The organism is Arthrobacter sp. SLBN-122 (assembly GCF_006715165.1).
Classification (GTDB): Bacteria; Actinomycetota; Actinomycetes; order Actinomycetales; family Micrococcaceae; genus Arthrobacter.
The window spans coordinates 2,940,079-2,961,637 of record NZ_VFMS01000001.1; the positions used below are offsets into that span (position 1 = coordinate 2,940,079).

Annotated in this window: 23 protein-coding genes; 14 read left to right on the forward strand and 9 right to left on the reverse strand. The window is 65.0% G+C overall.

All coding sequences use genetic code 11. The features are described 5' to 3' along the window. Positions 1–12 precede the first annotated feature (12 nt). The 7 genes from FBY36_RS13700 to FBY36_RS13730 all read right to left on the reverse strand — a co-directional run bounded on the left by FBY36_RS13700 (position 13) and on the right by FBY36_RS13730 (position 7,242). Complete coding sequence (locus tag FBY36_RS13700) at positions 13–756, reverse strand: sulfite exporter TauE/SafE family protein (RefSeq protein WP_142120211.1); 744 nt, start codon at positions 754–756, stop codon at positions 13–15. Further along, complete coding sequence (locus FBY36_RS13705; RefSeq protein ID WP_142120213.1) at positions 757–2,196, reverse strand: NAD-dependent succinate-semialdehyde dehydrogenase; 1,440 nt, start codon at positions 2,194–2,196, stop codon at positions 757–759. It lies immediately after the preceding gene. Between the two features lie 62 nt (positions 2,197–2,258). After that, the gene (locus FBY36_RS13710; RefSeq protein ID WP_142120215.1) at positions 2,259–3,074 is read right to left on the reverse strand and encodes a carbohydrate ABC transporter permease; all 816 of its coding nucleotides are present in this window, start codon (positions 3,072–3,074) and stop codon (positions 2,259–2,261) included. 4 nt (positions 3,075–3,078) lie between these two features. Then, positions 3,079–4,035, reverse strand: coding sequence for a carbohydrate ABC transporter permease (locus FBY36_RS13715; protein ID WP_142120217.1), 957 nt, complete (start codon positions 4,033–4,035; stop codon positions 3,079–3,081). After that, the gene (locus tag FBY36_RS13720; protein ID WP_142120219.1) at positions 4,032–5,321 is read right to left on the reverse strand and encodes an ABC transporter substrate-binding protein; all 1,290 of its coding nucleotides are present in this window, start codon (positions 5,319–5,321) and stop codon (positions 4,032–4,034) included. The genes FBY36_RS13715 and FBY36_RS13720 overlap by 4 nt, the downstream gene beginning before the upstream one ends. An 89-nt stretch (positions 5,322–5,410) precedes the next feature. After that, positions 5,411–6,295 carry an aldolase gene (locus tag FBY36_RS13725; protein WP_142120221.1) on the reverse strand — a complete coding sequence of 295 codons (885 nt, stop codon included), beginning with the start codon at positions 6,293–6,295 and terminating at the stop codon, positions 5,411–5,413. Between the two features lie 32 nt (positions 6,296–6,327). Then, positions 6,328–7,242 (reverse strand): PfkB family carbohydrate kinase, encoded by a 915-nt coding sequence (locus tag FBY36_RS13730; protein ID WP_142120223.1) that lies wholly within the window; start codon positions 7,240–7,242, stop codon positions 6,328–6,330. Between the two features lie 140 nt (positions 7,243–7,382). On the opposite strand from FBY36_RS13730, the gene FBY36_RS13735 reads away from it, so the two are divergent. The 9 genes from FBY36_RS13735 to FBY36_RS13775 all read left to right on the forward strand — a co-directional run bounded on the left by FBY36_RS13735 (position 7,383) and on the right by FBY36_RS13775 (position 13,012). Next, on the forward strand, positions 7,383–8,525 hold the full coding sequence (locus FBY36_RS13735; protein ID WP_142120225.1) for a Gfo/Idh/MocA family protein: 1,143 nt from the start codon (positions 7,383–7,385) through the stop codon (positions 8,523–8,525). A 70-nt stretch (positions 8,526–8,595) separates the two neighbouring features. Beyond that, complete coding sequence (locus FBY36_RS13740) at positions 8,596–9,378, forward strand: DeoR/GlpR family DNA-binding transcription regulator (protein WP_142120227.1); 783 nt, start codon at positions 8,596–8,598, stop codon at positions 9,376–9,378. Further along, positions 9,375–10,292: a 2-hydroxyacid dehydrogenase gene (locus tag FBY36_RS13745; protein WP_142120229.1), complete on the forward strand. Its 918-nt coding sequence runs from the start codon at positions 9,375–9,377 to the stop codon at positions 10,290–10,292. The genes FBY36_RS13740 and FBY36_RS13745 overlap by 4 nt, the downstream gene beginning before the upstream one ends. A 31-nt stretch (positions 10,293–10,323) precedes the next feature. After that, on the forward strand, positions 10,324–10,791 hold the full coding sequence (locus FBY36_RS13750) for an SRPBCC family protein (RefSeq protein ID WP_142120231.1): 468 nt from the start codon (positions 10,324–10,326) through the stop codon (positions 10,789–10,791). A gap of 9 nt (positions 10,792–10,800) precedes the next feature. Further along, on the forward strand, positions 10,801–11,145 hold the full coding sequence (locus FBY36_RS13755; RefSeq protein WP_142120232.1) for an iron chaperone: 345 nt from the start codon (positions 10,801–10,803) through the stop codon (positions 11,143–11,145). A 62-nt stretch (positions 11,146–11,207) separates the two neighbouring features. Then, positions 11,208–11,531, forward strand: coding sequence for a hypothetical protein (locus FBY36_RS13760; RefSeq protein WP_142120234.1), 324 nt, complete (start codon positions 11,208–11,210; stop codon positions 11,529–11,531). A 241-nt stretch (positions 11,532–11,772) separates the two neighbouring features. Next, entirely contained in the window at positions 11,773–12,162 is a 390-nt protein-coding gene (locus FBY36_RS13765; protein WP_056331924.1) for a VOC family protein, read from the forward strand. 152 nt (positions 12,163–12,314) lie between these two features. Continuing rightward, complete coding sequence (locus FBY36_RS13770; protein WP_142120236.1) at positions 12,315–12,665, forward strand: cupin domain-containing protein; 351 nt, start codon at positions 12,315–12,317, stop codon at positions 12,663–12,665. A 104-nt stretch (positions 12,666–12,769) separates the two neighbouring features. Beyond that, positions 12,770–13,012, forward strand: coding sequence for a hypothetical protein (locus tag FBY36_RS13775; RefSeq protein ID WP_235008832.1), 243 nt, complete (start codon positions 12,770–12,772; stop codon positions 13,010–13,012). A 77-nt stretch (positions 13,013–13,089) separates the two neighbouring features. Here the strand turns inward: FBY36_RS13775 and FBY36_RS13780 are convergent, their stop codons facing one another. Together FBY36_RS13780 and FBY36_RS13785 are read right to left on the reverse strand one after the other, a co-directional pair. Further along, positions 13,090–14,346, reverse strand: a complete 1,257-nt coding sequence (locus tag FBY36_RS13780) for an MFS transporter (RefSeq protein WP_142120240.1) — start codon at positions 14,344–14,346, stop codon at positions 13,090–13,092. Then, a complete protein-coding gene (locus FBY36_RS13785; RefSeq protein WP_142120242.1) occupies positions 14,343–14,804 on the reverse strand; it encodes a MarR family winged helix-turn-helix transcriptional regulator in 462 nt (153 codons plus the stop codon). The genes FBY36_RS13780 and FBY36_RS13785 overlap by 4 nt, the downstream gene beginning before the upstream one ends. A gap of 193 nt (positions 14,805–14,997) precedes the next feature. On the opposite strand from FBY36_RS13785, the gene FBY36_RS13790 reads away from it, so the two are divergent. The 5 genes from FBY36_RS13790 to FBY36_RS13810 all read left to right on the forward strand — a co-directional run bounded on the left by FBY36_RS13790 (position 14,998) and on the right by FBY36_RS13810 (position 21,537). Next, positions 14,998–15,600 carry an SOUL family heme-binding protein gene (locus FBY36_RS13790; protein ID WP_142120244.1) on the forward strand — a complete coding sequence of 201 codons (603 nt, stop codon included), beginning with the start codon at positions 14,998–15,000 and terminating at the stop codon, positions 15,598–15,600. Positions 15,601–15,898: 298 nt separating this feature from the next. Then, positions 15,899–17,953 (forward strand): beta-galactosidase, encoded by a 2,055-nt coding sequence (locus tag FBY36_RS13795; protein WP_235008833.1) that lies wholly within the window; start codon positions 15,899–15,901, stop codon positions 17,951–17,953. 9 nt (positions 17,954–17,962) lie between these two features. Beyond that, positions 17,963–18,943: an ABC transporter permease gene (locus FBY36_RS13800; protein ID WP_142120246.1), complete on the forward strand. Its 981-nt coding sequence runs from the start codon at positions 17,963–17,965 to the stop codon at positions 18,941–18,943. An 83-nt stretch (positions 18,944–19,026) separates the two neighbouring features. Next, positions 19,027–19,896, forward strand: a complete 870-nt coding sequence (locus FBY36_RS13805; protein WP_235008953.1) for a carbohydrate ABC transporter permease — start codon at positions 19,027–19,029, stop codon at positions 19,894–19,896. A gap of 6 nt (positions 19,897–19,902) precedes the next feature. Continuing rightward, positions 19,903–21,537, forward strand: coding sequence for an ABC transporter substrate-binding protein (locus tag FBY36_RS13810; RefSeq protein ID WP_142120249.1), 1,635 nt, complete (start codon positions 19,903–19,905; stop codon positions 21,535–21,537). Positions 21,538–21,559: the final 22 nt, after the last annotated feature.

Genomic DNA, 21,559 nt, shown 5'->3' on the forward strand with positions numbered 1-21,559 from the left:
GTGCAGCAATTTTCAGCCAACGGCGTCGAGCACGCCGCGGATGATGGTGGCGGCCGCTCCCAGGTACGCCAGGACGATCAGCAGGATCTGTGCGGCGCGGGCGGGAACGTGTTTGGAGGCAAGATCGCCGAGCACAAGGCCAGCCAGGCAGGCGACGGCCACGGCCACCCACATGGCCAACGGCAGCACGGGGAACGAGGCAGGTGCCGTGATCGCCTTGGAGATCAGGGAGAACGTGCCGATGGTGAAGAAGTACGGCTGCATGGTGGCGGCGAATGATTTGTGCTGCCAGCGGGTGGCGATGGAGTACATGCTGACGGCCGGGCCGCCCACGCCCGCCGCCGTGTTCATGAACCCGCTCAGGCTGCCGGCGGTCAGCAGGTAGCGGCGGTGAGCGGGCAGGGTGGCGGACTTGAGGACCAGCAGGACGGTCAGGCCGACGGCGAGGATCACGCCGATGGAGATCTCAAGGACCGCAGGTGGGATGAAACGGATCAGGATGGCCGCCGGAACGATGCCCAAGAGTGCCGAGGCCGTCAGCGCTCCATAGCGCTTCCAGTCGATGTCCCGCACCACCCGGAAGATGATGGCCCCCGCGGTGACGGCGCCGCACACGTTCACCAGCACCACCCCCTCCACCGGGCCCAGCAGAAGGACCAGGAAGGGCGCGGCCACCAAGGCGAACCCCATGCCCGTGACGCGCTGCATCCCGGCACCCATGACGACGGCGCCCAGCACCAGCCCGGTGGTCAGCACCTAGGGCCTCCAGGCCACGTACTGGACCTCCTCGAACTCCTCGAGGCCCAAACTTGATCCTTCCCGGCCCAGGCCGGACTGCTTGGCCCCGCCCATGGGGGCGAAGGCGACAGAGGGCAGGGGATCGTTGACCCCCACAATGCCGGCTTCGAGGCGTTCGGGGATATCCCAGCCGCGCTTGGGGCTGCTGCTCCATACGTAGGCGGCCAGGCCCATCTCGGTGGCGTTGGCCTTGCGAACGGCGTCCTCTTCCGAGGAAAAAGTGACGACGCCGGCCGCCGGGCCGAACACTTCCTCGGTCACCAGTGGTGCGTCGTCGGGGACGTCCGTGAGCAGCGTGGGTGCCATGAAGGCGCCCTGCCCGGGGACATCGGTCCGCTGCGTGACGCGCCGGGCGCCTCGGCTGAGGGCGTCATCCACCAGCGCCTGCACCGCGGACACCCTTTCGGCGTCGATCACGGGACCGAGGTCCGGAACCGGTGCGCCGTCGTCGGGAACTCCATGCCCAACGGTCATCGCATCAAAGCGGGCGCCCAGCTTCCGGGCGAACTCCGCGGCGATGCTGTCCTGGACCAGGAACCGGTTGGCGGCCACGCAGGACTGGCCGGTGTTGCGGAGCCGGCCCAGCACGGCACCTTCGACCGCGGCGTCCAGGTCGGCGTCCTCGAACACGATGAAAGGTGCGTTGCCACCCAGTTCCAGCAGCGGCCGGACCACGCGCTGGGAAGCCGAAACCATGATCTGCCGCCCCACCCCGGTGGAACCGGTGAAACTGACCGCCCTGACCGCCGGGTGGGACATCAGGGCCCCGGTGATTTCGCGGGAGGGCCCATGGACCAGGTTGACCACCCCGGCGGGGAAGCCGGCGTCATGCAGGACCTCGAAGAGTCCAGTGGCAGCCAACGGGGCCTTTTCGGAGACCCTGCCCACCACCGTGCAGCCAGCCGCGAGCATCGCAGCCAGCTTCCGGGCCTGGATGGACACCGGGAAGTTCCAGGGCGTGAGGCTCAGGGCCACGCCGATGGGCCTGCGGCTGCTGAGATGGCGGCGGCCCTGGAGCTCGGGCGGGCTGACGGTGCCGGTGGCACGGCGCGCTTCCTCGGCAAACCAGCGGAAGTACTCCACCGAGAAGTCCACCTCGCCCTGTGCTTCGGGCAGCCGCTTGCCCGCCTCGAGCGCCAGGGTGTGTGCGAGTTCGTCGCGGCGTTCGGCCAGGAGGTCGGCGGCGTTGCGCAGCAGGTCTGCCCGGTGCCGGACCGTGGTGCGGGACCAGGAACCAAAAGCCTCGGCGGCGGCGTCCGCGGCTCTGGTGGCGTCTTCGGCCCCGCCCCAGGCCACCTCGCCTACGGTGCTGCCGTTGCCCGGGTCAATCACGTCCTTGGTGGTTCTGGCGGCGTGCCATGTGCCGTTCACGAGGTGCCGGGCTGATTTGAGGTTCACTGGGTGCCTTTCGTTGGCTGGAAATTGTACGCCGGGCGCAAAGCCAGGCGCCGTCGTCGTACTCATCCCTTACTCGCGCCTGCGGTGATGCCGGCCACGAAGTAGCGCTGGAGGAAGACGTAGGCCACCACCACGGGCAGGGACGCCAGGATGACGCCGGCGAACAGCAGCGGGTAGTTGGTCTGGAACTCGCCCTGGAAGCTCAACAGCGCCAGCGGCAGGGTGCGGTTGCCGGGGGTTTGGATGAACAGCAGCGGGTACAGCAGTTCGTTCCAGTGGATGACGAACAGGAAGATCGCGGCGGCGGCGATGGAGGGGGCGGACAGCGGCAAGGCGATGGAGGCGTAGGTCTTCCACGGCCCGCTGCCGTCGATGGAGGATGCTTCATAGAGTTCCTTGGGCAGGGTCCGCATGAACCCGCCCAGGATGAACACGGCGATGGGAAGCGTGGACACCAGGTTGGCCAGGATCAGGCCGCCCAGGTTGTCCAGCAGGCCCAGCCGGCCGAAGAGCACGTACAGCGGCACCATGTTGGCCTGCGCCGGGATGGCCATGCCCAGCACCAAAAAGCCGAAGATGGCCCAGGACATGAACCCCTTCAATCGGGACACTCCATAGCCGGCCAGGCTGGCCAGGAACAGGGTCAGTGGCACGGAGATGCCGGTGACGATGACGCTGTTGACGAAGGACGAGCCCAGGTTCTGGCCGCCTACCACTTCGGCAAAGTTATCGGCGGAGGGGGAGTGGGGCAGGCTGAAAGGCCCGGCGAACAGTTCCTGCGTGGTCTTGAAACTGCCGAAGGCCACTACGGTAAGCGGAACGATGATGATGACCGCATAGATGGCCAGGATGGCGCGGCGGCTTAGCGAGGTGAGCATGCTGCTATTCCCCCTTCGGGGTCAGCCGGAGCAGGCGGCGCTGAAGCCACGTGACCAGGGCGATCATCGCCATGAAGATGATCGACTGGGCGGCGGCGTAGCCGAACTCCGAGTTGGCAAAGGTGCTGTAAATGCGGGTGGACAAGATGTCCAGCGAGCTCTTGGGCGGGTTGCCCGCGATGCCCAGGATCAGGTCGAACGCCTTGAACGACTGCACGGTGGTATAGGCCACCACAATGGAGGTGGCGGGGGCCACGAACGGCCAAGTAATGGACTTGAACTGCTGCCACTTGTTGGCCCCGTCCATTTCCGCTGCTTCATAGAGTTCCCGCGGGATGGCCTGCAGCCCGGCGATGTAGACCACCATCATCTGGCCCGAGTGGAACCACACCTGGGTGACAGCCACCCAATAGAGGGCCTGCGCGTCGTTGCCGAGGTAGGCGCCGCCGTCCACCCCAACGGTTCGAAGGACAGAATTGGCCAGCCCGAAGTTGGGGTCGTAGATGAACTTCCAGATGAAGGCCACCGATACGGAGGACAGGATGGTGGGGAAGAAGAACAGGGCACGGAGCAGGATGCTGCCCCGCGAATTCTTCGTCAGGAGCAGGGCGAGGATCAGCGAGAAGAACGTCTGCGCGATCACCACCAGCAGCACGAACTTCAGGTTGTTGGTCAGGGCGTTGGTGAACAGCGAGTCGTTGGTGAACGCGCGGATGAAGTTGTCCAGGCCCACGTAGTTGAATGCCGCGGAGAAGCCGTTCCAGTCGGTGATGGCGTATTGGAAGGCCTGCAGCGTGGGCATCACCAGGAAGAACGCAATGACGGCGACGGCGGGGAGCGGGAACAGGTACAGTGCCGGATTCACCCGGGTGGGGGAGCGGCGGCGCACCTTGGGAGCGTTCGCGGCGGCCTGACTGTCCGGTGCCTTGTGCTTGGCGGCGGTTCCGGGATGGATGCTCATAGCCGTTCGTCAACAATCTTCTGGGCGGCAGCGGCTGCCTGCTCAGGGCTGGTGCCCGAGATGACGGCGGTGGCGCTGGCTTCCACCGCGTTGCGGACATCGAGGTTGTTGAACTGGAAGCGGGCTGCGAGCGCCGTCTTCTTCTGCAGCCAGGGGCTCAGCCGCTTCAGGTCCGGGTTGGTGTACTCCACCTTGTCCACGGACACGTGCTGGGCTGTCTGGTTGGCGTAGTAGCCGGCGTTCTCCGGCTCGGAGAGGAAATCGATCCAGGCTGCCGCGGCGGCCTGGTTCTTGCTGGCCGAGTTGACGCCCAGGATGAAGGTGGCGTTGTAGGCGCCCTCATACTTGCCGTTGCCGTCCGAGGTGGTGTTGGGGAACACCAGGTCGATGGGGAACTTGGCGCCGAGTCCGCGGACCGCGGCGAGGTGGTACGAGCCGGTGGCCAGCATGGCGGCCTTGCCCTGGGAGAACAGGTTCTGTGCCGGCTCCACCGCGGTGCCCGTGGCGTTGGGCTGCACGAAGGGCGTCAGGTCCTTGTACTGGTTGAGCATCTTGATGAACCAGTCGTCGGTGCACTTGAGCTTGCCCTGTTCAATCTGCGCGCACATGTCGTCAACGGGGGCGTTGTTGGCAATCATGCAGTTGAACAGCTGGCCGCCGTTGCCCACATCGCCGCCCGGCCAGGAGATGGGGATGACGCCGGCGGAGGCCAGCTTTTCGCACATCCCCAGGAAGGCGTCCCAGTTCTTCGGGGCGGTCTCCGCCCCGGCCTTGTCGAAAATGTCGAGGTTGGCCATGGGCATGGGGAAGACCACCTGGTAGGGCAGGCCTAGCTGGCTGTCGCCGTTCTGGCCGGCCGACAGCAGCCCCTTCTGGTAGTTCTTCACTGCCTGGCTGTCTTTCAGCTCAGTGTAGATCCCGGCTTCGGTGAAGTTCTTGAACTGGGCGCCGCGGAAGGTGGCGAAGGCGTCGCCGATGGAGCCGCCGCGCAGCTTCTGCAGGGCCTGGGCGTTGTAGTCGTTGGAGGTGGAGATGTCCTGGGCGATCTCCATGCCGTCGTGCTTTGCCACGAAGCGCTTGATGAGCTCGTCAAACACGGCTTTGTCCTCGCCGCGCCAGTGCGCGAAGGAGACCTTGCCGGTGATCGCGCCCGTTGATGGGGCGGCCGGTCCGCTGGCGCCTCCGGGTGCGGTGGAACCGCCTGGCCCGGCGCACGCCGCCGCGGTGGCGCCGAAGCCCAGGGCGCCGAGAATGGCCATGGCCTGCCTGCGTGAAATCTGACTCACAATAATCTCCTCGTTGAGTGTTTGCTGTGCCTTGTTTGCTTGCTACAGAGAGGGGTTGCCCCGGCTACGTTTCGGCGCTCCAACCGCGCCTAGGCGTGGGTCCGTTGGCTGGAAACGACGTCGTCCACCACGGCGCAGAGGCGCTGCAGCCGCCGGACGGCGTCCGTGGAAAGGGATTCGACGACGTCGGGGGCTCCAATGCAGGAGGCCCACACGGCGCGTCCGGAGAGGAAGCCGCTGGCGCCTTCCAGGCAGGCCCAGCGGACGGCGTCGGGGAAGACGTCTTCGGGGACACCCGAGGACAGGACCACCCAAGGCCCGTCGATGGCCTTGGTCAGTTCGGCGCACGCGGCCCGGACCTCGGCTTCGGAGGCCTGGCCCTTGAAGGGGACCTCTGCCTTGTAGAGGTCGGCGCCCAGGCTGCCGAGTTCCTTGGCAGCGGCGAGGATGCCGGCGTTCCAGTCGAAGTCGCCGCCAGCAAGGGGCTTGCGGGAGACGGGTTCGATGATGCTGATCAGTCCGGCGGACCGGCAGCTCTCCACGAATTCGCGGACCATGGACACCCGGCCCTCGGCGGGCTCGTCGGGGCGGTAGAGCACCAGCAGCTTGAGGGCCTTGGCGCCGAGGGCCTTGTACTTGTGCGGCTCCACCAGGGGGTCGATGGTCACTTCGCCCACCAGCTCGTCGTGCGCGGACTCGAAGTGGTCCGCCGAGGCGATGAGTCCGCAGCCGGGGTCCACGACGCCGGCCTCGATGGCCTGGTCAAGGGCAAACTGCCGGTCGATGAGGATTCCCGAGGCATAGGGGCTGAGGATCCGGGCGGCCTCCAGCTTGAAGTCCTGCAGGTCCTGGTCGGTAACGGGCTTGTCCGTGTGCTCGGCGAACATGTTGCGCATGGCTTCGCGCTGGTCCACCGCGAGCATCGCGAAGGCGCCTGAGGGGCGCTGCAGGGGGGAAAGGTCGGTGTGGCTCATGGGCTGCTTCTTTCAGCTGGCTGGTGATATGGCTAGGCAGGTTGGTTGGTGGCAAGTTCGGAGGTGACGGCCTGGTGCGGGATGGCTGAGCGGCCGTCCAGCCCGGCGCAGGATGCGGCGGCGGTGCGGCCGGCGAACGCGGCGGCGTCCACCAGCGGGAGCCCGGCCGCGACGGCGGCGAGGAGCGCCCCGTGGTACACGTCGCCGGCGCCCAGGGTGGAAACGATCTCTGCCGGCGTGGCCGGCACGTGGACCGGTTCACCGCCGCGTTCCATAACCCAGGCACCTTCGGAGCCGGCGGTGGCGACGACGGCGGCGGCGCCGTCGTCGAGCGCTTTGCCCAGGAGGGCCTCGGGGGAGAGGTCCGCCCCGTACTCTGCCTGGAGCCTTTCGATGGTGGGTACATACAATGCGACGCCCCGGGGGCTGAAGGCGGGAATCGGGTTGCCCGCGTCAACACTGATGTTCAGGGTCGCAGGGTTGAAGCCGGGCACCGAGGCGACGGCATTCCAGCCCAGGTGGTCCGTGTGGACCCAGGCCGCAGACTGCAGCAGCTCTGTAAAGCGGCTGGCGGCGGGAAAGGTGACGGGCGGCACCGGCCGGGTGACGATGGCCCGGCTTTCGGTGGCCCGGCTGACGATGATCACGCTGGCGCCGGTCTTGACGCCGGGATCGCGGATGACGGCGGAGGTGTCCACGCCCTCGGCCTCAAGGCCGTGGATGATGCGGTCACCCTCCTCGTCGGTGCCCAAGACGCCTGCAAAGGCGGTCTTGGCTCCGGCCCGGGCGGCTGCGACGGCTGCAGTAGCAGCGGGGCCGCCGCCGGCCGTCGCAAAGTCGGTGGCAACCGTGCGGCTGTCCGCGGCGGGGTAATCCTGCACCAGGGCAATGGAGTCAAGAGTGGCGCATCCTACAAAGAGCAGGGTTCCAGTTGACGGTTGGGGCACGTTCCACCTCGTTGTAGTTCCGGCTGGTACTGAAGAAATATACACACGCTATGTTGGAAAAACAACACTTTCGGTATAGTTGTGTTTGGGACGCAACGCCGCGGTCCCGCCCCCTCAACGTAGAGAAACGGAGCAGCTCAATGTCATTGCCTACTGCGGAATCACCCCGGATCATCCGGTACGGCCTTATCGGAGCCGGCCACATGGCCCGCGAACACGTCCGGAACCTTGCACTGATTCCGGGCAGCCTTATCACCGCAGTCTCTGACCCCACGCCGGCATCGCTCGAAGAGACGGTGAAGGAGATCGGCTATGAGGCGAAGACCTTCCCTTCCCACCAGGAACTGCTGGCTTCAGGCCTGGTGGATGCCCTGGTCATCGCCAGCCCCAACGACACGCACCTGGGCATCCTGAAGGACATCTTCGCCAGCGGCGCCAACCTGCCCGTGCTCGTGGAAAAGCCTGTGTGCACCAGCGCGGAGCAGGCGGACGAGCTGGAGGTCCTCGCCGCCAACTACTCGGCTCCGGTATGGGTAGCCATGGAGTACCGCTACATGCCGCCGGTGCAGGAGATCATCCAGGCAGCGCACGGCGGCAAGCTTGGGACTATCCGCATGCTCTCCATCGTGGAGCACCGCTTCCCGTTCCTGCACAAGGTGGACGCATGGAACCGCTTCGCCGAACGCACCGGCGGCACGCTGGTGGAAAAATGCTGCCATTTCTTCGACCTGATGCGGCTGATCCTGCAGGACGAACCCGTCCGCGTCTACGCCAGCGGTGGCCACGACGTGAACCACATGGACGAGGTGTACGACGGCCGGGTGTCTGACATGGTGGACAACGCGTACGTGATCGTCGACTTCAAGGGCGGCCGCCGGGCCATGCTGGAGCTGTCCATGTTCGCCGAAGGATCCAAGTTCCAGGAACGGATCTCCATCGTGGGTGACGCTGCCAAGATTGAAACCCTCATCCCGGTAGCCGCCAACCACTGGATTCCCGGAGATGAGGCTGAGGCGACTGTTGAATTCAGCCCACGGTCCCCGCTGGGCCCCGAAAAGCATGAGGTTCCGGTCGATGAGGCTGTCCTGGCGGCCGGCGCGCACCACGGCTCCACCTACTATGAGCACCTGGGCTTCCGGAAGGCCATCCTCGGTGAAGGTCCGGTGGAGGTCACTGTGGCGGACGGCCTGCAGTCCGTTCGGATGGGCCTCGCTGCCGAACGTTCTATTACGGAGGGCCGCCCCGTTGAGCTTGGTAATGCCGCCGTCGGGGTACGTTCATAAGAAGATACGTGTTGGAATTGCAACATCCCGCCAGGCTCCTGCCCGGCGCATTGGGGAGGGAGAACGGCCGATGAGTACCGCACATGAAGAGGCGCCGCTGACACCCCGCCAGCGCACCATCCTGGACGAGCTGGGCCGGAGGGGGTTCATTTCGACGAACGACCTGGCGGAGACATTTGCCGTTTCCGACATGACCGTGCGGAGGGACACCCGCGTCTTGTCCAGGCGTGGACTGGCGCGGGTGGTCCACGGTGGCGTTAGTGCCGTGGACGGGCATGGGCAGAACGCAAACTTCGCGGCGCGCGTCCGTGAGGACGCCGACGCGAAGCTGCGGGTGGCCCGCGCCTGTCTATCGCTGGTCGGCGAGCGGGATGCCATCATCCTCGATGCCGGCACCACCACCTACCAGATCGCGCAGGAACTCCCCACGTCCTTCACCGGCACCATCATCACGCACTCCGCGCCCGCCATTCAGCGCTGCCTGCAGCTGACGGCGGCACGCACCATCTGCCTGGGTGGGGAGTTGCTGCTTGACAGTCAGGCATTCAACGGCCCCATGACCATCAGCGCCGCCGCCGGGCTGCGTGCCAAGACAGCCTTCATCGGAGTCAGCGGCATCCATGACGAGGCCTTCTACATTGAGCGCGATGTCGAGCGCGCCACTAAGATCGCCCTTATGAATTCAGCGGAACAGGTGGTGGTGGTGGCAACCCACCAGAAGATGCTGCGGTACGCACTGGCGCGGCTGGAGGGTTTCGACGCCGTGGACATCCTGGTGACGGATGCGCCGCCGCCGCAGGAAATCGAGAATGCCTTGAGGGCCGCCAACGTCAAGCTGATGGTGGCCGCATGACCACCCGCCTGCGCGTCTGCCTGCCCGCCCAGAATCTGCTGGACGCACTGGCGCCGATGGACGACGTCGACTTTGTCCTCTGGGACCTGACCGGGCCGGCGCCGGAAGGCCGGCTGGACCTGCTGGTCCCCGGCTACATGGGCAAACCGACGGCGCTCGCCGCGCTGGAGGGCGTCGACGTCGGGCTGGTGCAGAGCCAGTCCATCGGGTACGACGGCGTTGCCTCGGTGTTGCCGCCAGGCGTCACCTTCGCCAACGCGGCGGGAGTCCATGAGACGTCGACGGCGGAACTCGCCGTGGGCATGATGATCGCCGCCCAGCGTGGCATTCCGGACTTTGTCCGTAACCAGGAGGCTGGTGCCTGGGACAACAGCCAGCGGCCCAGCCTCGCCGACCGGCGCGTGCTGCTGGTGGGTTACGGCGGAGTGGGCAAGGCCATCGAGGCCCGGCTCCTGCCGTTCGAAACCGAGGTCACCCGGATGGCCAGCCGCGCCCGGGACGATGAGCGCGGCACCATCCTCGGGATTGACTCGCTCTACGAGCAGCTGCCGCTCCACGAGATTGTAGTGGTCAGCGTCCCCCTGAGCGAAGACACCCAGCAGTTGGTGGACGCGAAGTTCCTGGCCGCCATGCCGGACGGCGCCCTGCTGGTCAATATGGCCCGCGGTCCGGTAGCGGACACCGGGGCGGTGCTGGCCGAGACGTCAAGCGGGCGCCTCCGGGCGGCGCTGGACGTCACCGATCCGGAACCGCTGCCCGCTGACCATCCCTTGTGGATAACCCCCGGCGTGCTTATCACCCCGCACGTGGGCGGTGCCAGCTCGGCCATGTTCCCCCGGATGGTCCGGCTGCTCCGGAAGCAGATCGGTCTGCTGCTGGAGGGCAAGGACCCGGTGAACGTGGTCCTTCCTTAACCGCTGCGGCTCCGGCCCCTATGCTTGGCCCATGTCCACATTTGAAGTCCGCCGCAGTACCGTCATCCCTGCCGCCGCCGAAGAGGTCTTTCCGCTGGTCAACAACTTCCACGAATGGACCGCATGGTCCCCATGGGAAACGATCGACCCCGGCATGAGCCGCCGCTACTTCGGCAGTGACTCCGGTGCGGGGGCAGGGTACGAATGGAGCGGCAACCGCAAGGCGGGCAGCGGCACCATGGAGATCGAGGAGTCCCTGCCTTCGAGCCTGGTCCGGATCCGGCTGCAGTTCACCAGGCCCTTCAAGGCACTGAATCCCACCACGTTCAGCTTCACCCCTGTCCAGGGCGGCACCGAGGTGACTTGGCGGATGACCGGGGAGAACAAGGGCATGGGCAGGGTGTTCGCGCTGTTCATGGACATGGACAAGATGGTGGGTGGCGACTTCGAGCGGGGACTCGCAGCGTTGGCTTCCACCGTTGCGGCACGGAAGAGCTGAGGCGTCCAGGTGGGCGCTGTGGACCAGGCGCTGTCCCAGGTTGAGGAACCGGACCGCAGCTGCCTGCAGCACGTGGTGGAGCTTGCGCGGTCCCTGGCGCCCGACGCCACGGAGGGCATGAGCTACGGCATGCCCGCCCTCAAGCTCGACGAAAAACCACTGGTGGCCGCCATAGCCACGGCAAAGCACCTCTCGATCTTTCCGTTCTCCTCCGCCGTGGTGGAGGCGGTGGCGGACCGGCTCGAGGGGTACTCGCTGTCCAAGGGAACCATCCGCTTCACCGCGGACCACCCCGTGCCCGACGACGTGCTGGCGGACATCGTCCGGCTGCGGATCGCCGAAATCCGGAAGTAGCAGTGCTGCAGGCGGGACCTATGGTCCTTCCCGCGCGTTGCCCGCGTGCCTAGCCTGTTGCCATGGCTGACACTCTCGCGTCCCTTGCAGACTCCTTCAAGAACATGGGCGTTGCCCGCGCATACGGCCCGCCAGTGAACCTGGGCGGGGAGGACATCGTGCCTGTCGCACTGGTGTCCTTCGGCTTCGGCGGCGGTATGGAGTCGGACCAGGGCGCATCCGGCGGCGGGGGCGGCGGCTTTGTGGTGCCGCTGGGGGTGTACCGGACGGTTAATGGACGCGCTGCTTTCCGCCCCAACACCATCGCCATGCTGGTGTTACTCGTCCCCTTGGTCTCTGTCGCCGGTGGGGCGATGCGCAAAGCGGTGCTGGCCGCCCGGAAATAGGCCGCCGCCACGTGCCCGGCGGCGGTCAAAAATTCCCCTATATCGCCCCGGCGCATTCGGTTCCATAATGGCCTCGTAGACTTCGGGAACCTCCCGCCGCTGTCCTGTGCCACGGCGGAAGCAGGGGTTCCAGGCGGCCGCCCCGGCAATCGGCGGGAAGGACGGCCACGAGGCCCGGCGGGGCACGGCCGGACTGTTTCAGGGGGAGAGCAACGCCATTAACGCACAAGGAGAGTCCGTCATGCTCAAGGATCTGCAAGTCATGCCTGTACTGCCCGCAAAGGACATTGACAGGGCAAGGGAGTTCTACAGGGACAAGCTGGGCCTCGAACCCACCCAAACCATTGACAACGACAACCTGGTTTACCAGTGCGGCAACGGCACCGGGTTCCTGCTTTACCGGACGGACAATGCCGGTTCGGCCAAGAACACGCAGATGGGCTGGGGAGCCGAAGACGTGGAACGGGAAGTGGAAGAGCTGCGGAGCCGCGGCGTCGTCTTTGAAGAGTACGACATGCCGGGGCTCAAAACCGAGAACGGCATCGCGACCATGGAAGGCATGGGGAAGGGTGCGTGGTTCCTCGACAGCGAGGGCAACATCCTGAACATTTCCTCCATCCCCGTCACGTAGCCGACCACCGACAACAGGCGCATACTCGAACACCTGGCAGCACAGCCAGAAGGACGACGCCGGCACTTGCCGCCTAAAGCACCCGCACCCGGGTGCCCGGCAGCGGCAGGCCGGCGCCGCCGTCGTAAGCGGGCTTAAGGAAGGCGACGGGCATGGGTGCGGAAGACGTGGCCCCGGAGACTAAAGGCGTCTCGGTGGAGTTGCTGGCGACCGTTGACCTTGCCGGCGAAATCGAAGGAATGGAAGGCCGGCAATTGCGGATGCGGATGGTCACGATCGAGCCCGGCGGGGTCTTCGGTCCACTGCATGACCACGCGGGGCGGCCCGGCACTGTGTACATCCTGCAGGGATCCATCACCGACCACCGCGCTGGCGAGGCCCGGGAATACGGGCCCGGAGTGGGCTGGCCCGAGGACCGGAACACCAACCACTGGTTGGAGAACAGGGGAACGGTTCCGGCGGTGGAAATCTCCGTGGACATCGTCAACAAGCCTCCGTCATAAATCCACGGGTTGTAGAAACCGGTGGCCTAACGGCTTTGTTCTGGGTATCTTGTCCATACCCGTGGTTGAGCAGTCAGCTGGCAAGTTACTCATGGGAGCTGATGATGGACGCCGCTGCTGACCGACCACCTGCCGGAACCATTCGTGCCGGCGCCCACGCACAGGGCAGGGTATTCCATGCCTTCCGCCGCTGGCCGCTCGTTCCGGCCGCCGATCTGCTCCTGCTGCGGCACGCACTCGAAGACTGCGATGTCTCCCTGGAACCGGACCAGTCCTACGCCCTCCGATGCCTCGTTGAGGACGAGCTCATGCGCCGCTCGGCGCTTCCGCCCGCCCCAGGCGACTAGACCGCCGTGGGCCGGCGACGCGTGATGTTGGGGGACCGGCCCACGGCCAAAACAGGGAGCCAGGAGCCCGCCGCACGTCAGACGGCGGGCTCGCGGCGTCCCAGCGCCATCCGCAGCGCGCCCAGGAGGGTGAGCCGGTTCCGCCTGGTGACCGCAATAACCGCCGCTATGCCGGCGAGCAGCACCACGAGTCCACCGCAGGCCACGGACCAGCGGGCGCCGAACTCGCTTCCGATCCAACCGACCAGCGGCGAACCCAGGGCGGTGCCGCCCTGCAGGATGGCCAGGTACAGGGCCAGCACGCGCCCGCGGAACTCTGGCTCCACGGACAATTGGATGCTGGTGTTGCAGCTGTTCAGGAAGGTGATGGATGCCAGCCCTACGGGAATGAGGATGGTGGCGTAGACCCAGAAAGACGGGGCCACGCTGCCCAGGACCGTGAAAATACCCAGCCCCAGCGCGCCGCCCAGCAGGAACCTCAGCCGCGGACGGGACCGGCGTGCCGCCAGGAGGGCCCCGGCCAGCGTTCCCACCGCCATGATTGACCCCAGAAGCCCGAATTCGCTGGGGCCCATGCGGAACTCGGTGGTGGCCATCAGGGAGTTGATGACGGGGAAGTTCATGCCGAATGCGCCCAGGATGCCCACCAGGACCATGATCAGCATCAGGTCCGGCCGGCGGCGCACATACCGGACACCCTCGGCCACCTGGTGCTTGTTCCGGTCGCCTTTTGCGGGCGGGGCGGGTTGGCTGACGCGGATCCGGAACAGCGAGACCAGGACTGCCGCGAAGCTCGCCGCGTTCAGCAGGAACACCGGGCCGGTACCCACCCAGGCGATAAGTACCCCGGCAATGGCGGGGCCGGTGAGCCGGGCGGTGTTGAAGGATGCAGAGTTCAATGCCACCGCGTTGGAGATGTTCTCCTGCCCCACCAGTTCCGAGACAAAGGCCTGGCGTGCGGGCGCGTCCACCGCACTGGCGACGCCCAGGCAGAAGGCCGCCACGTACGCGTGCCACAGTTGGGCGGACCCGGTGACCACCAGGAGGCCGATGGCGAGGCCGGTGAACGCCATGGCCAGCTGCGTCCACATGAGGATGATGCGCTTCCTGTACCGGTCGGCGAGTACACCGCCGTAGGGGCCGAACAGCAGCATGGGCAGGAACTGCAGGCCCGTGGTGAGGCCGACGGCGGCGCCGGAGTGGTCGGTGAGGACGGTCAGGACCAGCCAGTCCTGGGCCACGCGCTGCATCCAGGTGCCGATGTTGGAGACGATCGCGCCGCCGGCCCAGATGCGGTAGTTGGGGTTTTCGAGGGCCCGGAACATCGCACTCATTTGCCGCTCATTTCCTGCATGATGCGGGCCGCCCGGCTGAGGGTGAGCCGGTCTTCCTCGCTGAGCCCGGCCACGCGCTGGGCCAGCCAGGCCGTGCGCTGGTTGCGCGCTTCGGCGAGGACCGCCCTTCCCGCATCGGTGATGTCCACGCGGACCTGCCGGCCGTCGTCGGGATCGGCGCTTCTGGTAACAAAGCCCTGGTCGGCGATCGCGTTGACGATCCTTGTCATGGACGGCGCCTGGACATGTTCACTTTCCGCAAGTGCCCGCAAGGTGCTGGGGCCGCTGCCGTTCAGCAAGGCCAGAACGGTGTACTGGCCCGGAGTGATGATGTCACCGGTTGCTTCCACACGGAGCCTGCGGGAAGTACGCATCACGGCGGTGCGGAGATCGATGGCGAGGGTGTCCGGGGCGGTGGGGTCTGCAGCTGTCTTGTTCTTCGTTTGGGTAGGGGACATGTATGCGGGTGCGCCTCCTGCTGACGTTCCTTAGCAGTGCTAATTAGTTCTGCTAACTATTATGGTCCGCTTGCTTATCATTGGGCAACAGTCGGTGGAGTGGGTTCGGCAACATCTTCCGTGAGCCGCGGGGGTGATGGCCGTGCCCCCGGCTCTGGCCACTCAGGCTTCGCGGGCGTAGGCTCTGTCCACCATGACCGAGCAGCAGCCCTATGAGTTGATCCGGCGCTATCCGCATTTCGAACTGCGCCGGTATCCGGATTACGCCGTGGCCGAAGTGACGGTCACGGCGGACTTTGACCGCGCCGGCAACGCCGCCTTCCGGCATCTTTTCAACTACATCAGCGGCAACAATGCTGCCCGGCAGAAGCTGGCCATGACCGCCCCGGTGCTCCAGGAGCCGGGACCACAGAAGCTGGCCATGACCGCCCCGGTGATCCAGAGCGGCCCGCTGCCCGGGTCCTCGGCGCCCGCCGAATTTTCGGTGGCCTTCGTTCTTCCGGCTGGAGTGACTGCCGAAACTGCTCCACTACCTACGGATCCCAGGGTCAGGGTACGTGCTGTGCCTGGTTCCCTTGCCGCAGTGCTGGGTTTCTCCGGCAGCGGGTCCGCAGCGGCCTTCCAGAAGCGCAACGAGGGACTGCAAGCGGCGCTCACCCTGGCCGGGCTGACGCCTGCTGGTGCGCCGAGGTTCGCCCGTTTCGACCCGCCGTTCAAGCCGTGGTTCCTGCGGCACAACGAAGTGCTCCAGGATGTGCTCGAACCTGAACCGGGTGGAGCGGCGTCGCGCTTCTAGGCGGAAATAGCAGGGCCCCTTCATCCCACCCCAATCCGATACTTTCCTTATGCTCCGGAAAGATCGGCGGCAGGACAGGTCTGCGCGTAACGTCAGCATTCCCATTCAGGGTCCTTTGATGCCGTCTTTCTGCGCCTTCGTCTGCCGCGGCCTGCGCTTAGGAGTCTTCTCCCACTTCCTTTTTCCTGTTGTTATTGCTGAAACTTTACGATAGTTTCTCACTGTGATGCAGGTCGCACTGGTGGGAGTCCGCGGCCAACATGCCAACCAAAGGACGATGATGACCAGCGAGCACAGCATGAGTACCTCGGAACACCGCCTCAAACACCTGCACCAACGGCTGGGCGGCATCGCCTATGGGGGCGACTACAACCCCGAACAGTGGCCCCGCGAGGTGTGGGACGAGGATGTCCGCCTCATGAAGGAAGCGGGCGTCAACCTGGTCACGCTGGCCGTCTTTTCCTGGAGCCGTCTTGAAACGGAGGACGGCGTCTACGACTTCGGCTGGCTGGACGAGATCATGGACCTGCTGCATGCGAACGGGATCGGCGTGGACCTGGCCACTCCGGACGCCGTCCCGCCGGCCTGGCTGATCACCCGGCACCCGGACATCCTGCCGGTCCTGGCGGACGGTTCCACTTTTGGTTTCGGCTCCCGGCAGCACTTCGACGTCTCCCACCCTGTCTATCGGGAAAAGTCCCTGGCCATGGCGGAGAAGATGGGGGAGCGCTACGCTGCCCACCCGGCCCTGTGCATGTGGCATGTCAACAATGAATACGGGCCGGTGTCCTACGGCCCGCACGCAGACCGTGCCTTCCGGTCATGGCTGCAGGCAAAATACGGGGACCTGGAAAACCTGAACCGCGCCTGGAGCACCGATGTATGGGGCCAGCGCTACTCCGACTGGTCACAGGTCAACGCCCCTGCCCAGCCCCGCACCTGGTCCAACCCGTCCCGCCGCCTGGATTACCACCGCTTCACCTCGGACAGCATGCTGGAGCACTACAAGGCCGAACGGGACATCCTGCGCCGGTACACTCCGGACCTGCCGATCGTCACCAACTTCATGCGCTTCTACAAGAACAACGATTACTGGGCCTGGGCTGCCGAGGAAGACGCCGCGGCCCTGGACATCTATCCGGACCCACGCGAAGAAGACGCCCACGTGGCTGCGGCCCTGAACTTCGACCTGATGCGTTCCCTTCGCCGCGGCCAGCCCTGGCTGGTGATGGAGCAGGCCACCGGGGCAGTCAGCCAATGGCCGGTCAATGTCTCCAAACTCCCCGGCAAGATGCGGCTGGGTTCCTACCAGGCCATCGCCCAGGGGGCTGATTCCATTCTTTTCTTCCAGTGGCGCCAGGCCAGTGGCGGCACCGAACGCTTCCACTCGGGCATGGTCAACCACGCCGGACCCAATACCCGCATCTTCCGGGAAGTGTGCGAACTGGGTCAGGAACTCAAGGGCCTGGGCGGCATCACAGGGACCCGCTCCAGCGCCAAGGTGGCCATTGTCTTCGACTGGGACTGTTGGTGGGCCCTGGAATTGGGTAATTCCCCGCGCTCTGACCTGAACTACACCCAGGAAGTCCTCCGCCTTTACCGGCCCTTCTTCGACGCCAATATTCCCGTGGACTTCGTGGACACCAAGAGCGACCTCAGCCAGTACAGCCTGGTGGTCCTGCCGGCGTCGTACCTGCTGACCGACGAGTCTGCGAACCGGTTCGAGGACTACGTTGCCGGCGGCGGCCATCTGGTGGCCAGCTACCTCTCCGGCATTGTGGACCCGGACAACGCCATCCGCCTGGGTGGCTACCCCGGGGCGCTGCGCAACGTCCTGGGGGCCTGGAGTGAGGAGATGCATCCGCTCTCCGGTGAGGGCGAGGCAGTCAAGCTTTCAACAACCGACGGCGGCACGGCCTCAGCGGATTACTGGACCGAGCACCTGCACACCACCACGGCGGACGTAATAGCGAGCTATGCCTCCGGCCGGCTGGACGGCTCGCCCGCTGTCACACGTAACGGCTTCGGCGCCGGTACGGCCCTGTACCTCTCAGCCCGCGTGGACTGCACCTTCCTGGCGGAACTGCTCGACGCCGAATGCAGCGCCGCGGGGATCCGTCCCGAACTGGACGCGCCGCTGGGAGTGCAGGCCCGCCGTCGTGCCGGCAACGGACGCAGCTACCTGCTGGTCCTGAACCACAACGACGCACCCGCCAGGGTGGACGTGAAGTCAGGTGGCAGAGACCGGCTCACCGGAGCGGACATCACCGGCACAGTGGAACTCGCCGCCAACGGCGTCCTGGTGCTGGAGGAAAAACCCATAAACGACGCAACCGCAGGAACGGGCCGGTAGGAGGCAGTCATGGCCATGCGATTGGAAGTACCTCCCGAGGCGGCCTCCGCGGACGCCGACGCGGGAACCGACAAACCGCGGAACAAACCCGGCGGCTGGAAGCTGGCCATCAAACGGGACTGGCGGCTCTACACCCTGGTGCTGCTGCCGCTGGCCTACTTCGCCGTCTTCCGGTACCTGCCCATGGCCGGCAACGTGATCGCTTTCCGGCAGTTCCAGCCCGGCGGGAGCATCTTCGGTGAGAAATGGGTGGGCCTGAAATACGTCACCCTGTTCATCAATGATCCCAGCTTCTGGCAGGCATTCCAGAACACCATCATCCTGGGTGTGTTGACGCTGCTGTTCTGCTTTCCCATGCCCATAATTTTCGCGCTGATGCTCAACGAACTGCGCTCGCAGAAGTTCAAGAAGTTCGTCCAGACCGTGGCGTACCTGCCGCACTTCATGTCCGTGGTGATCATTGCCGGCATGATCCTGCAGAACTTCTCCATGACGGGCACGGTGAACCAGATCGCCAACACGGTGTTCGGCACCACGGTGAACTTCACCCAGGACGCCGCCTGGTTCCGGCCCATGTACATCAGCTCGGAGGTTTGGCAGACCATGGGCTGGGGCGCCATCCTCTACCTGGCGGCCCTTACCCGGGTGGACGAGTCCCTGTATGAGGCGGCCCGGATTGACGGCGCGAACCGCTGGCAGCAGACCTGGCATGTGACCCTGCCTGCCATCCGGCCCACCATCATTACCCTGCTGATCCTTAACATCGGCACGTTCATGGCTGTGGGTTTCGAGAAGATCCTGCTCATCTACAACCCGCTGAACTACGAGACCTCCGACGTCATCTCCACCTACCTGTACCGGGTGGGCCTGGAATCCAGCAACTTCAGCTATGCAGCGGCGATCGGCATGTTCGAATCCGTCATCGGCCTCACGCTGATTCTCTCCGCCAACGCCATTTCCAAGCGGGTCGCAGGAACGAGCCTCTGGTGAAGGGGGCAACTGTGAAAGGGACTGCCGTGAAAGCAACCGGCGTGAAAGCAGCACCAAAGGACACCGGTGTCCTGATTAAGGACATGAAGGTTTCACGAAGCATGCAGGTGTTCCGCGTGGTGAACCTGGCCTTCCTGCTGGTGGTGGTGTTCCTGACCGTGTATCCGTTCCTGAACATCCTGGCGCAGAGCTTCTCCAGCGAGGGGTTCATCAACGCCGGCCAGGTCAACCTGTTCCCCATGGGCTTTAACACCGAGACGTACCAGCTGATCCTGGCCGACTCGACGTTCTGGCGGAACTACGGCAACACGGTCCTGTACACGGTGGTGGCAACAGCCATCTCGATGGTGCTCACCACCAGCTTCGCCTACGCCATTGCCAAGAAGGACCTGAAGGGCCGCAGCGTGTTCATCGGCATCGCAGTGTTCACCATGTTCTTCAACGGCGGACTGATCCCCAACTATGTGCTCATCACCTCGCTGGGAATGCGGGACACCCTCTGGGCCGTGGTGCTGCCCAATGCCATCAGCGTCTTCAACCTGCTCATCATGAAGTCCTTCTTCGAGAACATGCCGCGGGAACTGGAGGAAGCGGCGGCCATTGACGGCCTCACCCAGTACGGCGTGCTTTTCAAGGTGGTCCTGCCCCTGAGCAAGGCCATCGTTGCCACCATGGTCCTGTTTTACGCCGTAGCCAACTGGAACTCCTGGTTCCAAGCGTTCCTTTACCTGGACAACCCGGACCTGTTCCCGGTAACCATCTACCTCCGAAACATGATTGCCGGCGTCACCACGGCAGGCTCTGCCGGCGGTACCGCCGAGAACGTGGGCCAGATCGCCGCGAACATCCAGTCGGTCACCATCGTCCTGACCGTCATCCCCATCCTTTGCGTCTACCCGTTTGTCCAGAAGTACTTCTTTTCGGGCGTCATGCTCGGCTCCGTCAAGGAATAACCCGTTATGAAAGGAAAACCCATGATCCGCAGACGAGATTTCCTCGGCCTGTCCGCGCTCGCAGCCTTCGGCCTGGTGATGGCGGGGTGTGACTCCGATTCCGGCAGCAAGGCCGACACCTCCAAGGCCCGCAATGGCGCGATGGACAGCTTTGGGCTGGGGGATACGTTCAAGGCGACGACCCCGCTGAGCTTCACCTTTCTGTTCAGTGACCAGCCCACCTATCCGTACAAGAAGGACTGGCTGCTGTTCACCAAGATGGCCAGCGACAACAACGTCACGCTGGAACCCACCATCGTCCCCAACAGTGACTACGAACAGAAGCGCAGCCTGCTCATCAGCTCCGGCAAGGCTCCGGAGATCATCGCCAAGACATACCCGGGGCAGGAGAGCGCATATGTGTCCTCCGGCGCCGTCCTTCCGGTCAGTGACTACGTGGACCTCATGCCGCACTACCAGGACAAGATCAAGAAGTGGAAGCTGGAACCTGAGATCGCGGGCCTCACCCAGCAGGACGGCAAGTACTATGTCCTGCCCGGCCTGCACGAGGAACTTTGGCCGGACTACACCCTGGCCTTCCGGACCGACATACTGGAAAAGGACGGCATTGCCGAGCCCAAGACCTGGGACGAGTTCCGTGAGGTGCTGCGCAAACTCAAGAAGAACCATCCCGACGTGGTGCCGTTCTCCGACCGGTTCAACGGCAACAGCGTGCTGAATATTGCCGGTACCGCGTTTGGCACAGTCGCAGGATGGGGCCTGGTGGACGGCTTGACGTTCGATGAGGGCAAGAAGGAATTCGCCTTCGGTGCCGGCAGCAGCCAGTTCAAGGACCTCGTGACCTACTTCAACTCCCTGGTCTCAGAGGGCCTGATGGACCCGGAAAGCTTCACCCAGACCGATGACGCTGCCATCCAGAAGTTCACGTCCGGCAAGTCGTTCGTTATCAGCGCCAACTCCCAGAACGTCATCACGTACCGCACCTCGATGGAACAGTCGCTGGGCAAGGGCAACTTCGCCGTCCGCAAGATCACGGTGCCCGGTGGTCCGGCCGGCGACATCATCGGCGGCTCCCGGCTGGAAAACGGCATCATGCTGAACTCGTCCGTCAAGGACAAGGACAGCTTCGTGGCGCTGATGCAGTACATCGACTGGCTGTTCTACAGCGACGAAGGCCAGGAGTTCGCCAAGTGGGGCGTGCAGGGCACCACCTACAACAAGGAAGGGGGCAAGCGCGTCCTGGCCAAGGACATCAACTTCCAGGGTCTGAATCCGGCGGGAACCAAGGACCTGCGCGTGGATTACGGTTTTTCGGGCGGCAACTTCGCCTACGGCGGCACCACGGACCTGCTCCAGTCCACCTTCAACGAGGAGGAGCTGGCATTCCAAAAGGCCATGAAGAGCAAGAAGCCCAGGCCCGTTGCCCCTCCCGTGCCGTTCAGCGACACTGATCGGGAACAGGCAACACTGACCCTCACGCCCCTGAAGGACCACGTCAAGCAGAACACCCTGAAGTTCATCACGGGCCAGCGAAGCCTCTCCGAATTTGACGCCTACGTCAAGGAGCTGGACAGCAAGGGCATGGGCAAGTACGTAGAGTTGGCCAACAAGGCCTACAAGGCATACGCCGACAAGAAGTAGGGCGTACGACGGCGGCCGCGGG

Coding starts and splice junctions, on each gene's coding strand:
- FBY36_RS13710 (WP_142120215.1), bottom strand. CDS start 3,074: ATGCTCACCTCGCTAAGCCGCCGCGCCATCCTGGCCATCTATGCGGTC.
- FBY36_RS13715 (WP_142120217.1), bottom strand. CDS start 4,035: ATGAGCATCCATCCCGGAACCGCCGCCAAGCACAAGGCACCGGACAGT.
- FBY36_RS13725 (WP_142120221.1), bottom strand. CDS start 6,295: ATGAGCCACACCGACCTTTCCCCCCTGCAGCGCCCCTCAGGCGCCTTC.
- FBY36_RS13735 (WP_142120225.1), top strand. CDS start 7,383: ATGTCATTGCCTACTGCGGAATCACCCCGGATCATCCGGTACGGCCTT.
- FBY36_RS13740 (WP_142120227.1), top strand. CDS start 8,596: ATGAGTACCGCACATGAAGAGGCGCCGCTGACACCCCGCCAGCGCACC.
- FBY36_RS13745 (WP_142120229.1), top strand. CDS start 9,375: ATGACCACCCGCCTGCGCGTCTGCCTGCCCGCCCAGAATCTGCTGGAC.
- FBY36_RS13750 (WP_142120231.1), top strand. CDS start 10,324: ATGTCCACATTTGAAGTCCGCCGCAGTACCGTCATCCCTGCCGCCGCC.
- FBY36_RS13760 (WP_142120234.1), top strand. CDS start 11,208: ATGGCTGACACTCTCGCGTCCCTTGCAGACTCCTTCAAGAACATGGGC.
- FBY36_RS13765 (WP_056331924.1), top strand. CDS start 11,773: ATGCTCAAGGATCTGCAAGTCATGCCTGTACTGCCCGCAAAGGACATT.
- FBY36_RS13770 (WP_142120236.1), top strand. CDS start 12,315: ATGGGTGCGGAAGACGTGGCCCCGGAGACTAAAGGCGTCTCGGTGGAG.
- FBY36_RS13775 (WP_235008832.1), top strand. CDS start 12,770: ATGGACGCCGCTGCTGACCGACCACCTGCCGGAACCATTCGTGCCGGC.
- FBY36_RS13780 (WP_142120240.1), bottom strand. CDS start 14,346: ATGAGTGCGATGTTCCGGGCCCTCGAAAACCCCAACTACCGCATCTGG.
- FBY36_RS13785 (WP_142120242.1), bottom strand. CDS start 14,804: ATGTCCCCTACCCAAACGAAGAACAAGACAGCTGCAGACCCCACCGCC.
- FBY36_RS13790 (WP_142120244.1), top strand. CDS start 14,998: ATGACCGAGCAGCAGCCCTATGAGTTGATCCGGCGCTATCCGCATTTC.
- FBY36_RS13795 (WP_235008833.1), top strand. CDS start 15,899: ATGAGTACCTCGGAACACCGCCTCAAACACCTGCACCAACGGCTGGGC.
- FBY36_RS13800 (WP_142120246.1), top strand. CDS start 17,963: ATGGCCATGCGATTGGAAGTACCTCCCGAGGCGGCCTCCGCGGACGCC.
- FBY36_RS13805 (WP_235008953.1), top strand. CDS start 19,027: ATGAAGGTTTCACGAAGCATGCAGGTGTTCCGCGTGGTGAACCTGGCC.
- FBY36_RS13810 (WP_142120249.1), top strand. CDS start 19,903: ATGAAAGGAAAACCCATGATCCGCAGACGAGATTTCCTCGGCCTGTCC.